The sequence below is a fragment of the Humitalea sp. 24SJ18S-53 genome (genome assembly GCF_050632385.1).
Taxonomy (GTDB): Bacteria; Pseudomonadota; Alphaproteobacteria; order Acetobacterales; family Acetobacteraceae; genus Humitalea.
The window spans coordinates 423,784-437,430 of the sequence record NZ_CP192599.1 but is presented as its reverse complement, the minus strand read 5'-3'; the positions used below and the strand labels follow the sequence as shown (position 1 = coordinate 437,430).

The window sequence follows — 13,647 nt, the reverse complement described above, 5'->3', positions numbered from 1 at the left end:
TCGGGACACTAGGCTTGTTTGTCAGTGACCTGCTTATCCCCGAACTTCGCCGCGAAGAACGACAAACTTCGGGGGCAGGACACTTGGATCGCATCAACGCTTGGCGGCAAGCCGCCTTTCGTACCATTGGACCGCGCGGGTGGCCGGAAACAGCAGGCAGAAATAGACCAGCGCGATGACCGTATAGACCTCAAGCGGCCGATAGGTTTCCGCCGTGATCAGCGACCCGTTGTAGAGCAAGTCCGGCACCGCGATGGTCGATACCAGCGACGTCGTCTTCAGTTGGATGACCGACTGGTTCATGAAGGGCGGCACCATGCGCCGGATCGCCTGCGGCAGGATGACTTTCCACATCATCGACCAGGGCCGCAGGCCGAGCGCGCGCGCCGCCTCCCACTGGCCCTTTTCGATGGAGATGATGCCGCCGCGAAAAATCTCCGAATAAAAGGCGCCCACGTAGAAGGACAGCACCAGGGTCGCCGCCAGCGTGCCTGGTATCTGCACGTCGATCAGCACCGGCAGCGCGTAGTAGAACCACACCAACTGCACCAGTGGCGGCGTGCAGCGGAACACTTCGGTCAGCAGGATCAGCGGCGCATTCACGATCCACAGACGAGACAGCCGCGCCATGCCGATCGCCAGGCCGATGATCAGCCCCAGCACGATCGTGCCGAGGGTGAAGGCCAAGGTCACCATGATGCCATGGCCCAGCAGCGGCAGGTAGTTCAGCAGCAGCCCGAAATTCCACTGATAGGCCATCATGCGTTCACCGCCACACGCCGTCGGCGGCGTCGAAGCAATCGAGGCGCAGGTCGGCCCCCGGCGGGCGCAGTTGCTGCTTGGCGATCTTGCCCGATGGAGTCTTCGGCAATTCGGGCAGGTAGGCGATGTAGCGCGGCAGCTTGAAGCGGGCCAGGCGGTCGCGGCAGAAGGCCAGGATCTCCGCTGGCGGCAGGTCGCCGGGCGACAGGCCCGGACGCAGGGTCAGGCAGACCTTCACCTCCTCACCACGCAGCGCATCGGGCACCGGGATGGCCGCGGCCTCGACGATGGCGGGCATGGTGCAGAGCACGCTTTCCACCTCGATCGCCGAGACATTCTCGCCACTGCGGCGGATCACGTCCTTGATGCGGCCGAGCACGGTGTAGAAGCCATAGGCATCGCGCCGGAACAGGTCACCCGTGCGGAACCATTTGCCGCGAAAGGCGTCGGCATTGGCAGCATCGTTGCGGTAGTAGCCTTGCATCACGCCGGCGCCGGCGATCCAAAGTTCGCCGATCTCGCCGGAAGGCGTGTCTTGGCCATCGGAATCGACGATACGCAGATCGCGGAACGGCACCGACAGGCCACAGGCACCGCTGCCGACCATCCAATCCACCGCCACGGGCATGGCCAGCGCGGCGCCGGTCTCGGTCAGCCCATACATCTCGCGGACCGGCGCATCGTTCAGCCGTGCTTCAAGCGGCGCATGCAGGTCGCGCGGCAGGGCCATGGTGCCGGCCCAGGTCAGGGCCAGGTCCCCGCGGCGCGGATCCGGATCCTGCTTGGCCAGGGCCGGCGTGACGGAACAGAACTGGATGCGGTGCGTGATCAGGCGGTCCAGAAGCCGCGCCAGGCTCTGCTGCCCTGCGACGAAGGCGGTGGCGCCGAGGTAGAGCGCCATCAGGAAGCGCCACTGCCCGCCCATGTAGTGGAACGGCATGTCGATCAGCATGCGTTCGACCGGCGGGCCCTGGATCGAGCGGATACGGCCGATGGTGACCCAGTAGCGATGGGTCAGCATGCAACCCTTGGGCGCGCCGGTGGAGCCGGAGGTGAATTGCAAGGTCATCAACTCATCCGGCTCGATCGCCGGCAGGGTCGGGACGGGACCGGCGGCGGCCAGCAGCGCGTGCCATTCGCCGGCGCGGCCGCCCGTGGCACCGCCATGCACCACGATGCGGTCGCGCGGCAGCGGCGGGATGCTGCCATCCTCGCGCGCCTCCAGCAGCGCCCGATGCGCCTGGTCGATGACGAGCAGCGCGACCTCACCCTCCCGCAGGACGTGGTCGAGTTCGCGCGCCGTGTAGCGCGTGTTGATCGGCAGCATCACCGCGCCCAGCTTCGCCAGCGCAATCCAGGTGATCGCCAGCGCGGGGACGCTGGGCAGCATCAGCCCGACATGGGTGCCGCGCCGCACGCCCAAGCCGTGCAGCGCCGCGGTGCAGCGGCCGACCTCGGCCGCAAAACCGGCGTAGGTCAGCGTCGCGCCGCCATCGACCGGGACCCAGAGCGGGCGGTCGGCGTAACGCGCGACGGCGGCGTCGAACAGGGCACCGATGTTCGGCGGCAGCGCTTCCGCCTCCACGGCGGCGCGATGCAGGGCGAGGGCGTCGAGCACATCGGCGGGACGGCGTGCCGAGGCCGATACGGTGAAGGGCTGGATCACGCGGGTTCGAAGGTCGGCAAGGGGTAGCGCAGGGCGTCCCGCGGCGACACCAGGCGTACCGCCATGCCCGCATGCACCTCACCGGACGTGATGACGCGCGCGATCATCAGGCTGCCCTCGGCCAGGGCGATTTCCGCCAGCACGATGGGGGCATCCGCCCGGAACACCGGCGGCAGGCCGCGATGGATGCGGCTGTAGGAGACGATGCGCCCGGTGCCGGATGCGCGCGTCCAGACCAGCCGCATTGCGTGGCAATGCGGGCACATCGGGCGCGGGTAGAACACCGTGCGTTCGCAGGCCTCGCAGCGCTGCAGGGCGAGCGCGCCTTCATCGCGCCAGGCCGCGAGCATCGGCGCGTTGATCGGTGATTCCTGCGGCTGCGGCAGGTCGGCGGCCAGGGTTGTCACGCGCCCTCCAGGATCATCGCGGTGGCGGACAGGCCGTGGCCGTAGGCGACCATGCCGTAGCCCGAGACCAGCGCGCGCCGGGCCTGCGGCACCTGGCGGGGGCCGCCTTCGCGCCGCAACTGGCGCACCGCCTCGGTGATGCCGATCATGCCACCGCCGCCGCCGGTCTGGCCGCAGGAGAGTTGGCCGCCGCCGGTATTGAGCGGGAAGTCGCCATCCCAGGTCATGCGGTGCGCCGCCAGGAAAGGGCCGATCTCGCCCTTGGCGCAGAAGCCGAGGTCCTCAAGCTGGATCGCCACCATGATGGGGTAGTCGTCATAGGCTTCGACCAAATCGATCTCGGCGGGGCCGGTGCCGGCCTCGGCGTAGAGTGCGCCGCGAAAGGTTTCCCAGCCGCCGCGCAGCGGTGCGACCTCACCCACCGGGTGGTTGTGGCGTTCGCGCCCGGCGCGCAGATGCACGCGCTTGCCGGCAGGCACGCGGTCGAGCGGACCGACCAGGATCGCCTCGGCGCCGGAACAGGGCATCACGCAATCGAACAGGCCGAGGGGGTCGGCGATCACCGGCGCGTTCAGGTAGTCATCGATGGTCATGGCGCCACGCAGCAGGGCGTTGTCGTTGTCCCGCGCATTGGCACGCTGGTCCACCGCGATGCGGCCGAGTTGCGCGCGTGTCGTGCCGTAGGTGTCCATGTGCTTGCGCTGGACGATGCCGAACAGCCCGTTCATGCCGCCAAAGCCATGCGGCGCCAGCCAGTCGCCGACGGCGTTGTTGAAGCGGGCGACGCGGTCGCGGAAATAGGTGCTGTCCTGCGCGGCGCCGGCGAGGCACAGCACATGCGTGGCGCGACCGGCCTCGATCGCCCGCACCGCGTCCAGCACATTGACCACGGCGCCGGCGCCGCCGGCGTTGGACACGCTGGCCCAGGTGATGGACAGGCCGAATTGTTCGGCCGTGGTCACCGCATTGTCCGGCTGGATCGTGGTGGAACTGGTGGACAGGCCGTCGATCACATCCCAGCCGAGCCCGGCGCTGGTCAGCGCCGCCTGGGCGGCATCGACGAAGTAGGACAATTCGGCCCGGGGCGCCCCCTTTTCATAGGCGGAACTGCCGTAGCCGATGATGCCGATGCCGCTGGACGCCATCAGAATTCAAGATCCGGTGGCAGGTCGGATTGCTCGATGCCCATGTCACCGAGCGAGGCCAGGATCCATTCGCGCACCTGGCCGGTGCCGCGGTTGAAATCGACCCAGGCATTGATGAACTGCCGGAAGCGCCCGTCCCGATCGTATTGGATGGCGGCCGTGGTGGTGGTCCGCACCATCGGCGTCGGCATGATGAACTCGCCAAGGTTCGGGTTCTGCTTGCGTGCCGCGAGGCCGAGGAAGACCGAACAGGCAAACACATCGGACCGCCCGCTGGCGACCGAGAGCACGCATTCGGGCGAGGTACGGTAGCCGACATGCGTCGCGCGCGGGGCGAAACGGCGGACGATGGTTTCGCGTGAGGTGCCGACGTCGAAGGCGATCCTCACCTCGGGCTTGTTCAGATCCGCCCAGGTGCGCGGCGAGAAGCCGCGTTTGGCCACCAGCGAGGAGATGTTGAAGAACATCGCATTGGGGAAATCGATGACCAGCGCGCGCCGCGCGGTCGGGTTCAACCCAAAGGCCATGTCGATCTTGTTGGATTGCAGGTCGAGCACCGAATTGCCCCAAGTGCTTTCCAGCAACTCCAACTCGACGCCCAACTGCTCCGCGATGTCGCGCGCCATGGAGAGGCAGAAGCCGGTCCATTGGCCGGTTTGCAGGTTCTTGCGGAAATAGGGTTCCTGGTTCGCCACCACGGCAATGCGCAGTTTCTTCGACGCCAGGATGCGTTCCAGCGTGGAGGGACCCGTGGGGGCAGGTGCCACGGGAATGGGCGCGGGGGCCTGGGCGATGGCCGGTGCGCCCTGCACCAGCAGCGCGCCCCCCAGGCCGAGCGTTCCGTAGACTTGACGGCGGTTCAGCATCTTCGTGGTCTCCAACAGCGTGTTCGCTAGTTGCGCAGGCCCTTGGTGATCGCGGCCATCAGCGATGCCACGCCGGTCGCGCGGTCCAGCCCGTTCACCAGCGCGATCACCTGGTTCGCGGCGTCCGGGGTGATGGCGACATGGGCCAGGTCGCGGAACTTCGTCTCCACTTCGGCCTGGGTCATCGGTGCTTCCGGCTCACCCTTGGGATAGGGCACGAGGCGGGAGAAGCCGCGTCCGTCGCGCAACGCCACCTGGACCTCGGCCGGCCATTCGCGCGGGAAGGCCGCGGACATCGCGGCATCGGCCTCGACCCGCACCTGGCCGGCGAAATCCTGCAGACTGGTGTCGGCCAGAAGGTCCTCGGTGAAATCATGTTCGGCCAGGGCGCCCTTGCGCGCGGCGACGGCCAGGCTGAAGGGGATGCTCATCTTGGCATCGAACAAGGTGTGCGGCTGCACGCGATGCGGCCGGTTGGTCACGGCGATGTCGTAGGTACGCACGGTGATGCCGGCGATATCGCCAGCCGTGATGGCCTCGGCCTGCATGATGTCGAGCATGCCGTCGATCGCCGCGTGGTTGTAGCGGCAGCAGGAATAGGGCTTCAGGCTGGTGCGGGTGACTTCCCAGACCTTCCCGAGATCGGCGGTGATGCGCGAAATGTCGTAGTCATCGGCGAAGGATTCACAGAAACCCTTGCGCTGTTCGAAAATGTTGCGGCTGCCCGTAAAGCCGCGCTCGGCCAGCAGGGCGGATACGATGCCCGTGCCGGCGGCATGGCCGGGGCAGAGGCGCTTGCCCATGTCGCCCTCGCCATAGATGCTGCTGTTCAAGCCGCCCGCCTGGATGCCGGCGAGGCCGAGCGCATCCGCCAGCCGGTCGGCATCCAACCGCAAGAGATGTGCCGATGCAGCAGCCGCACCGAAGGTGCCGCAGGTGCCCATGCTGAGGAAGCCACGACGCCAGTGCGACGGCTGCACCGCATTGGCGACGCGCAGACAGGCCTCGTAGCCCACGACGACGGACATCAGGAATTCGAGACCGCTGGCCCCGCCCCGTTCGGCCATCGCCAGCGCCGCCGGGATGACGGGGGAGCCGACATGGGTGATGGAATCCCGGTGCGTGTCGTCCAGTTCGATGACATGCGAGGTGACGCCATTGAGATAGGCGGCATTCTGGCAGGATGTGCGGAAGCGGAAGCCGATCGCGGTGCAGTCGGGCGTGCCGCCCAGGGCCTCCATCACGCCGGCGGCCATCGCCACTTCCGGCGTGCGCATGGCGCCCAGCATGCAGCCAAGCAGGTCGAGCACCATCACCTTGGCCGCGTCGATCGCCGCTGGGGGCACCGCCTCCGGCACCAGGCCGGCCAGGAAACCCGCCAGTTCACGCGTCGAGCCCAGCGGGGGTTGGGGCGTTGTCGTGGCGACGGTCGGCACCTGTTGCAGCACGCGATGGCTCCTCAAACAGCGATGGTGGAGGTCTTGGCCTTCCAACGAGATACAAACATACGTACAATTGGACAGCAAGAGCTTCGCACCCGCCTCTCGTGCTTGACGCCGGGAGCGAAACATCCGGATTAGCGGACGCATGGACAGGTTTCACGGCAACGGCGCGGCCACCCGCGACCCGACGCCCGCCTACTACCGGATTTCCCAGACGCTCCGACGGCGCATCGCCGGCGGCAGCTATCCCGTGGGCGCGCAATTGCCGACCGAGGACCTGCTGCTGCGGGAATTCGGCGTCAGCCGGCACACCATCCGCGCGGCGGTGCAGCAGTTGGTCAGCCAGGGGCTGGTGCGGCGCCAGGCCGGCAAGGGCACCTTCGTGCTGGACCCGGAAGCCGAGAGCCAGCACTGGGTGGCACAGTCGCTGGAGGATATGGTGGATCGCGGCTTCCGCGGCCGCATGGAAGACCCGACCCTGGACCTGCTGCCCGCCGGCAGCCATCCCGAGATCGCGGCGAAACTGCAACTGGCGCCGGGATCGCGCCTCGCCCAGTTCGGCTGGCTGCGCGTGGGCGAGCCAGGCCCCTATGCGTATGCGCGGATCTACATCGCCGGCGCCTTCGCCGAGCGCTTTCCCGAGGATTGGGCGGCGCAGTTGCACAGCAACCGGCTGCTGCACCTGGTGGAGCGGTATTGCGGCGTGCAGGCGTATCGCGCGCGGCAAGTGTCCTCGGCCGAGGCGGCGGATGCCGATCTCGCGCGGCGGTTGCAGGTGCCGGTCGGCACCGCGTTGCTGCGGCTGGAACGCACCTATTTCGCGCGCAGCGGCGGCGCGCTGGAATATGCCTGCATCCACGGCCGCCCGGATCGCTACCAGCAGACGGTGGAGTTGTTCCGCGCCGCGCCCCGCATGCCGGACGGGGATTAGCCGTCAGTGGCCGGCGGACAGCTTCTCCCAGGCGCGGATCAGCGCTTCGGCATCGAAGGCTGGGTCGCGGGTCAGGGCGATGATCTCACGTTCCCGCGCCAGAAGCGCTTCGACCGCTTCGGGCAGGCGTGGCAGCAGGTCGGGCGGGATGGTCTGCGCGCCGTGGCGATCCATCTGGACAAGTGCGCCTGGCGCGATGTCCAGGCCAAAGACCGTGACCGGGACACCGATCTCCACGATATGCGCCTGCGCGCTGCTGACGCGGATATGGCCCGCCAGGATGGGCAGGCCGGTGCCCAAGGCATCCAGGTCGCGCACGGCGCCGTCGGTCAGCACGCCGGACACGCCGAGGCCGCGATGGACGGAGACATTCACCTCACCCCACAACGCGCCCGCGCCCGGCTCCGCGCCGATATCCTGCACCACGACGATGGCAGGGCGCGGCGCGGCGGCCACGGCGCGGTAATGCGCGTAGCGGATGTCGCGGAGTGCCGCGTCCGACAGGCGCGGCGTTTCGGAGGTCACGATCCGCATGGTGATCGCATAGCCCGCGACGGGTGCCGCACCAGGGTCGGTCGCGATCGGCCGGCCGCGCGTATAGCCCGCGGTGGTCTTGCCCCGCAGCATGTTCAGCGCGTTGGAGATGGTGGGCGTGTCGTGGCGCGACAGCATGTCCAGCGGACCCGTCATTGGGCGAAATCTCCATTGGCTTCGTGCACGACGGTAGGTCCGTCGTCGCGGGATTGCCAACCGGCCTGTCGGATTTTCAACAAGGAGTTGCGACTATGCAGAGACGGACATTGCTGTCGGCCGGCGTCGCCGGAACCCTGGTAGCACCCGCGGTCTTCGCACAGGGCAGGCCCTGGCCGAACCGGCCCATTCGCCTTGTCGTGCCCTATGCACCCGGGGGTGCGACCGATGCGATGGCGCGGCTCGCCGCCCAGAAGTTGCAGGACAAGCTGGGCGTCACGGTGGTCGTCGACAACCGGGCCGGGGCGAACGGGACCATCGGCGCCGATCTCGTCCGGCAGGCGGCGCCGGATGGCTACACGCTGCTCGGTTCCGATGCCACGCATCCGACGTCACGCCTGGTGATGCGCAACGTGCCTTACGATCCGGTCGCGGATTTCGTGCTGATCGCGCGCACGGCGCGGGCGCCGGTGCTGCTGAGCATCGATCCGCGCCTGCCGGTGCGCAGCGTCGAGGAGATGGTGGCGGCGGTGCGCGCCGCGCCGGACCGCTGGAGTTTTGCCGTCAGTTCGATGGGCGCCCCGGCGACCATGGCGAGCATCGAATTCAACCGCCGCTTCGGCACCCAGATGGAACTGGTGCTCTACCGCGGCGCGGCACCGGCGGTGGCGGATGTGGTGGGCGGCAGCGTGCCGGCGATCTTTGCGGTGATCCCTTCGGTGCTGCCGCTGGTGCGCAGCGGGCAGTTGCGTGCCCTTGCCATCGCCGCCACGGAACGGTCGCCGCTGGCGCCCGATATCCTGCCGACGGGAGAACTCGGGCTGCCGGATTTCGAATTCAGTTCCTGGTATGGCGTCTGGGGGCCGCGCGGATTGCCGGCGGAGATCGCCGAGCAGTTGAACCGCGCCCTGACCGAGGCGATGGCCGAGCCGGATATGGTGCGGCAGCTTGCCGGCATGGGGTTCGAGCCGGTTGTGCAAAGTGTCGCCGACGCGCAGCGATTCATCGAAGTGGATCTGGCGCGGAATGCGGCGCTGCTGCGAAGCGCCAATTTCGAACCGCAGTAGGGCAGGTTCCGCCAGGTTTCGGCACCCGGCGGCGTAAGAGCCTCGCCAAGCGACGATCGCGGCATTTCCGCTATGCCGGATTGTTATCGCTGGCCAGAAGCTGCCCGTCCCAGACGCCGCTGCGGACCATGTCCTCCACCTCCTGCCGCAGCATCGCGGCGAAGGCACGCACCGCATTGGATGCCTGGCGCCCCAGGGGCTCCGCGACCACCAGTTTGCGCGACAGATGCGGGTCGATGATCGGCGCCACCGCCAGCCGGCCCGCCAGCACCTCCGCATGCACCGCCGCCTGCGGCAGCACGGTCGCGCAGAGCCGCTTCAACGCCAGGTCCTTCAGCACCTGGAGGTCGTCGGCCTCGACCACGATGTTGAGGCTGAGGCCACGTCGACGCGCCTCCGCCTCGATCAACTGCCGCAGCCCATGTTGCGGGCCGGGCAGCACCAGGCGTTCGCGCGCGACATCGGCGAAGCTGACGGCGTGGTGTGCCGGGCGGGCGTCGCCGGCGGCGGTGACGAAGGCCAGGTTCTCCACCAGCAAGGGTGCGAAGCGCACGCTGACCGCCGACGCACCGCCATAGACGACGGCCAGATCGAGTTCGCCGCTGTGCAGCCATTCCAGCAAATAGCCGCTGAAGGCCTGCACGACGCGCAAGGTCACGTCGGGATAGGTGGTCAGGAAGCGCTCGATCAACCGCGTCGCCATGATCCCGCCGACGGTCGGCGGCATGCCGAAGACCACGCGGCCGCGCACCGCCCCGGCCTCCTCCGCCAGGTCGGCCCGTGTCTCCTCCAACTGGCGCAGGATGTTGCTCACCCGCGTGCGCAGCAATTCGCCGGCGGGGGTTGGCACCATGCCCCGGCCGTGCCGGGTGAAGAGAGGGATTTTCAGCTCATCCTCGAGCATGCGTATCTGCCGGCTGAGGGCGGGTTGGGCGATGCGCAGCCGGTCCGCCGCCTTGCTGAGGCTGCCGAGGTCGGCGACCTGGAGGAAGGTGTTGAGCTGTCGCAGGTCCATTCCAGCAATATAAATTCGGCATATCTCAATGCGCAACCTTCTCATTCATCGAAGCCAGGTCATGGCGTAGCACTCCGGCTCGGAACGAGAGGAACCCGGGGTGAACGACATCGCAGGCGCGGACGCGCAATCGTGGCGGCAGGACGTGTTCGACGTCCTGAAGGCCGCCAACGTCAGGCATGTGGTCTATGTGCCCGATGCCGGGCATTCCACCGCCATCCGGCTGGCCGAGGCGGATGAGGAGATCACGGCGGTGGTGCTGACCACCGAGGAAGAAGGCATCGGCTACCTGGCCGGCGCCTGGCTGGGTGGTGAGCGCGGTGCGCTGCTGATGCAATCCTCCGGCGCCGGCAATTGCATCAACACGCTGGGGCTGGCGGCCTGCGCCCGTTTCCCGTTGCTGATGGTCGTGACGATGCGCGGCGACTGGGCCGAGTTCAACCAGTGGCAGAACCCGATGGGCCAGGCGACCGAGGCGGCCTTGCGCCTGATGGGCGTCATGACCTGGCGGGCGGATGAGTCGCACCATGTGGCGCCGCTGCTGCGCGGCGCGGCGACCATGGCCTTCGAGGGCGACAGCGCCTGCGCGCTGCTGCTGGGCCAAAGACTGATCGGCGAGAAGGAGTGGGTGAAGTGATCGGTGGCACCCTGGACCGGCGCGTCGTCGTCGCCGACCTGCTGCGCGAGCGCGGCGCGTTGATGGTGGTGAGCGGGCTTGGCTCGCCCTCCTACGACCTCATGGCCGCGGGCGACCATGACCTGAACTACTACCTCTGGGCGGCGATGGGCAGCGCGATGACGGTGGGCCTCGGCCTGGCGATGGCCCAGCCCTCCCGCCCCGTGATGGTATTGACCGGCGATGGCGAGGCGTTGATGGGCTTTGGCGCGCTGGCGACGATTTCCCTGAAACGGCCGCCGAACCTCAGCATCGTCATCCTCGACAACGGGCATTTCGGCGAGACCGGGATGCAGCCGAGCCACGCCGGCCAGGGCATCGAATTCACCAAGGTCGCCACGGCCTGCGGCTTCCCCGTCGTGGACCTGGTGACGGAGCGCCAGGGCGTGGAGCCACTGCGCCGGCGCATCCATGCACGGGCAAGCCTGAACCTGGCGGTGGTGAAGATCGAGGCGGTGAACCTGCCACGCGCGCTGCCGCCGCGGGATGGCGTGCATGTGAAGAACCGCTTCCGCGCCGCGCTCGGCTTTCAGCCGGCTTGAAGGCAGGCGGAGCGCTGCCCGGCGCTAAACCCCTTCCTGCACCCAGGCCTCGTAGATGGCCGACAGGCGCCGGGTCAGGGGCCCGGCGCCGCCGGCACCGATGCGGCGGCCATCGATCCGGGTCACCGGCGTGATCCCGCCCAGCGTGCCGGTGGCGAAGGCTTCCTCGGCGCCATAGGTCTCGCCCAGGGTGAAGTCCGTCTCCCGCACGGTCACCCCATGCTCCCGTGCCAGCCGCATGATCGTGGCATGGGTGATGCCCCGAAAATTGTAACGGCCAGTGGAGGTCCAGAGTTCGCCGCCGCGCACGATGAAGAAGTTTGTCGAGTTGCAGCTTGCCACGAAGCCCATGGGGTCCAGCATCAGCGCCTCATCCGCGCCGGCCGCGATGGCCTGGATCAGCGCCTGGATCAGGTTCAACCGGCTGTGCGAATTCAGCCGCAGGTCGAAGACGTCGGGCGTGCTGCAACGGATCGCGGAGGTGAAGAGGGCGAGGCCCCGCGCCTTGGCCTCCGGCTTCGGCTTCTTGTATTCGGCGATGATCACCATGGTCGGCTTGCCGATGGCGAAACGCGGGTCCTGGTTCGGCGTCGTCTTGCGGCCGCGGGTGATCATCATGCGGATATGCACGCCGTCGGTCATGCCGTTGCGGTCCAGCGTGGCGCGGATGGCAGCGACCACCTCCTCCCGCGTCATGCGCAGGTCCATGGCGATGGCATTGGCGCCCTGGAACAACCGGTCCAGATGCGCGTCCAGCGACAGCAGGCGGCCCTTCACCAGGCGCAGGCCTTCCCACACGCCGTCACCCAGCACGAAGCCGGCATCGAAGACCGAGACCACCGCCTTGTCGCGGGTGACGAAATCGCCATCGACATAGAGCAGCACATCGGCATTGCGCGGGTCGTCGGCATAGCCCTGGGCACTGTCGCCGGCGGCGGTGGGGACAGACACTGTGTCGGTCATGGGGGACTCCGTCAGAAGGTGAATTCGGCGTGGCTGGCCAGGAAGGCGCGGGTGCGGTCCTGCTGCGGATGGCGCAGCACCTGCTCCGGCGTGCCGGTTTCGTGGAAGACGCCATCGGCCAGGAAGATGACGCGGGTGGCGACGTGGAAGGCGAAGCCCAACTCGTGCGTCACCAGCAGCATGGTGGTGCCATCCTCGGCCAGCGCGCGGATGCTGCGCAGGACTTCGCCGACGAGTTCGGGATCCAGGGAGGAGGTCGGCTCGTCGAAGAGCATCACCTCCGGCTCCATCGCCAGCGCCCTGGCGATGGCGACGCGCTGCTGCTGGCCGCCGGACAGGCGGGCGGGATAGGCGTCCAGCTTGTCCGCCAGGCCGACGCGCTGCAACTGCGCCAGCGCCATCTGCCGTGCGGTCGCGCGGGGCAGGCCCTTGACCGTGCGCGGCCCCTCCATGACGTTTTCGATCACCGTCATATGCGGAAACAGGTTGAACTGCTGGAAGACCATGCCGACTCTTTGCCGCACGTTGCACAGCAGCGCCGGCGGGTAATGGGTGCTGACCTGGCCGTCGCGGTGGCGGCTTGTCACGCCGATCGGCGTGCCGTCGAGCAGGATTTCGCCCTCGCTCGGCATCTCCATGAAGTTCAGGCAGCGCAGCAGCGTGCTCTTGCCCGAGCCGCTGCCGCCGATGATGGCGATGCGTTCCCCGGCGCGCACTTGCAGGTCGATCCCGCGCAGCACCTCCAGCGGGCCGAAGCGCTTGCGCAGGCCGCGTGTTTCCAGGACCACCTGCGACATGCTGCCTCCTTCAACCATGACGCGCGAGCCGGCGTTCCAGCCAGGCGGAGAGCAGGCTGCCAGGCCAGATCACGACAAAATAGATCAGCGCGACGGCGGTGAGGATTTCCATCGGCCGGTAGTAGGTCGCGCTGAGCAGCCGGCCTTGATACATCAATTCATGCACCGCCAGTACCGAGGCGAGGGAGGTGGTCTTGGCCAGTTCGATCGCGCGGTTGGTGAAGGCGGGCAGCATCATTCGCAGCACCTGCGGCAGGATGATCCGGCGCAGCAGGGCGGCCTGCGTCATGCCGAGCGCGCGGGCGCCCTCCCACTGGCCGCGCGGCACCGCCTGCATTCCGCCGCGGTAGATTTCCGCGCCATAGGCCGAGGTATTGAGCGATAGCCCGATCACCGCCGCCGTGAAGGGGGTGAGTTGCACGCCCATGATGATGGGGAAGGCATAGTAGAACCAGATCAGTTGGATCAGCGCCGGGGTGTTGCGGAACAGTTCCACATAGCCGCGTGCCAGGAGCCGCACCGGCGCCGCCGTCGCCATCCGCCCCAGAGCCACGACAAACCCCAGCGCCAGCCCGATCGACAGCGACACGAGCCAAAGCTGGAGCATGACCCCGACCCCGCGCATCAGCACCGGCAGGTTGTCCAGGACGACGGCAAAATCCCATTCGTAGTCCATGG

The 13,647-nt window shown here is 68.0% G+C and carries 15 protein-coding genes; 4 read left to right on the top strand and 11 right to left on the bottom strand.

What is annotated here, in order from left to right:
• Positions 1 to 93: 93 nt before the first annotated feature.
• The 6 genes from ACQW02_RS02085 to ACQW02_RS02060 are packed head-to-tail and all read right to left on the bottom strand — an operon-like array spanning position 94 to position 6,294.
• The gene (locus ACQW02_RS02085) at positions 94 to 762 is read right to left on the bottom strand and encodes an amino acid ABC transporter permease (RefSeq protein ID WP_431283624.1); all 669 of its coding nucleotides are present in this window, start codon (positions 760 to 762) and stop codon (positions 94 to 96) included.
• A 4-nt stretch (positions 763 to 766) separates the two neighbouring features.
• Entirely contained in the window at positions 767 to 2,428 is a 1,662-nt protein-coding gene (locus tag ACQW02_RS02080; protein WP_431283623.1) for a class I adenylate-forming enzyme family protein, read from the bottom strand.
• On the bottom strand, positions 2,425 to 2,835 hold the full coding sequence (locus tag ACQW02_RS02075) for a Zn-ribbon domain-containing OB-fold protein (protein WP_431283622.1): 411 nt from the start codon (positions 2,833 to 2,835) through the stop codon (positions 2,425 to 2,427). The genes ACQW02_RS02080 and ACQW02_RS02075 overlap by 4 nt, the downstream gene beginning before the upstream one ends.
• Positions 2,832 to 3,980, bottom strand: coding sequence for a thiolase family protein (locus ACQW02_RS02070; RefSeq protein ID WP_431283621.1), 1,149 nt, complete (start codon positions 3,978 to 3,980; stop codon positions 2,832 to 2,834). Before ACQW02_RS02070 ends, ACQW02_RS02075 begins: the two co-directional genes overlap by 4 nt.
• Positions 3,980 to 4,846, bottom strand: a complete 867-nt coding sequence (locus tag ACQW02_RS02065) for a transporter substrate-binding domain-containing protein (RefSeq protein ID WP_431283620.1) — start codon at positions 4,844 to 4,846, stop codon at positions 3,980 to 3,982. Before ACQW02_RS02065 ends, ACQW02_RS02070 begins: the two co-directional genes overlap by 1 nt.
• A gap of 26 nt (positions 4,847 to 4,872) precedes the next feature.
• Positions 4,873 to 6,294, bottom strand: a complete 1,422-nt coding sequence (locus ACQW02_RS02060) for an MmgE/PrpD family protein (protein ID WP_431283619.1) — start codon at positions 6,292 to 6,294, stop codon at positions 4,873 to 4,875.
• 139 nt (positions 6,295 to 6,433) lie between these two features.
• On the opposite strand from ACQW02_RS02060, the gene ACQW02_RS02055 reads away from it, so the two are divergent.
• Positions 6,434 to 7,219, top strand: coding sequence for a GntR family transcriptional regulator (locus ACQW02_RS02055; protein WP_431283618.1), 786 nt, complete (start codon positions 6,434 to 6,436; stop codon positions 7,217 to 7,219).
• A 3-nt stretch (positions 7,220 to 7,222) separates the two neighbouring features.
• Here ACQW02_RS02055 and ACQW02_RS02050 read toward each other — a convergent pair whose 3' ends face one another.
• A complete protein-coding gene (locus ACQW02_RS02050) occupies positions 7,223 to 7,909 on the bottom strand; it encodes an RraA family protein (RefSeq protein WP_431283617.1) in 687 nt (228 codons plus the stop codon).
• A 95-nt stretch (positions 7,910 to 8,004) separates the two neighbouring features.
• On the opposite strand from ACQW02_RS02050, the gene ACQW02_RS02045 reads away from it, so the two are divergent.
• Complete coding sequence (locus tag ACQW02_RS02045; RefSeq protein WP_431283616.1) at positions 8,005 to 8,976, top strand: Bug family tripartite tricarboxylate transporter substrate binding protein; 972 nt, start codon at positions 8,005 to 8,007, stop codon at positions 8,974 to 8,976.
• Positions 8,977 to 9,046: 70 nt separating this feature from the next.
• Here the strand turns inward: ACQW02_RS02045 and ACQW02_RS02040 are convergent, their stop codons facing one another.
• A complete protein-coding gene (locus ACQW02_RS02040) occupies positions 9,047 to 9,991 on the bottom strand; it encodes a LysR family transcriptional regulator (RefSeq protein ID WP_431283615.1) in 945 nt (314 codons plus the stop codon).
• A 100-nt stretch (positions 9,992 to 10,091) separates the two neighbouring features.
• On the opposite strand from ACQW02_RS02040, the gene ACQW02_RS02035 reads away from it, so the two are divergent.
• Together ACQW02_RS02035 and ACQW02_RS02030 are read left to right on the top strand one after the other, a co-directional pair.
• Complete coding sequence (locus ACQW02_RS02035) at positions 10,092 to 10,628, top strand: thiamine pyrophosphate-binding protein (protein ID WP_431283614.1); 537 nt, start codon at positions 10,092 to 10,094, stop codon at positions 10,626 to 10,628.
• The gene (locus tag ACQW02_RS02030; protein ID WP_431283613.1) at positions 10,625 to 11,209 is read left to right on the top strand and encodes a thiamine pyrophosphate-dependent enzyme; all 585 of its coding nucleotides are present in this window, start codon (positions 10,625 to 10,627) and stop codon (positions 11,207 to 11,209) included. Before ACQW02_RS02035 ends, ACQW02_RS02030 begins: the two co-directional genes overlap by 4 nt.
• Before the next feature lie 24 nt (positions 11,210 to 11,233).
• Here the strand turns inward: ACQW02_RS02030 and ACQW02_RS02025 are convergent, their stop codons facing one another.
• Genes ACQW02_RS02025 through ACQW02_RS02015 form a run of 3 tightly spaced genes read right to left on the bottom strand, consistent with a single transcriptional unit; the run spans position 11,234 to position 13,645 of the window.
• Positions 11,234 to 12,172, bottom strand: a complete 939-nt coding sequence (locus tag ACQW02_RS02025; RefSeq protein WP_431283612.1) for an aminotransferase class IV — start codon at positions 12,170 to 12,172, stop codon at positions 11,234 to 11,236.
• An 11-nt stretch (positions 12,173 to 12,183) separates the two neighbouring features.
• Positions 12,184 to 12,969 (bottom strand): amino acid ABC transporter ATP-binding protein, encoded by a 786-nt coding sequence (locus tag ACQW02_RS02020; RefSeq protein ID WP_431283611.1) that lies wholly within the window; start codon positions 12,967 to 12,969, stop codon positions 12,184 to 12,186.
• Between the two features lie 10 nt (positions 12,970 to 12,979).
• Entirely contained in the window at positions 12,980 to 13,645 is a 666-nt protein-coding gene (locus tag ACQW02_RS02015; protein WP_431283610.1) for an amino acid ABC transporter permease, read from the bottom strand.
• Between the last annotated feature and the right edge of the window lie 2 nt (positions 13,646 to 13,647).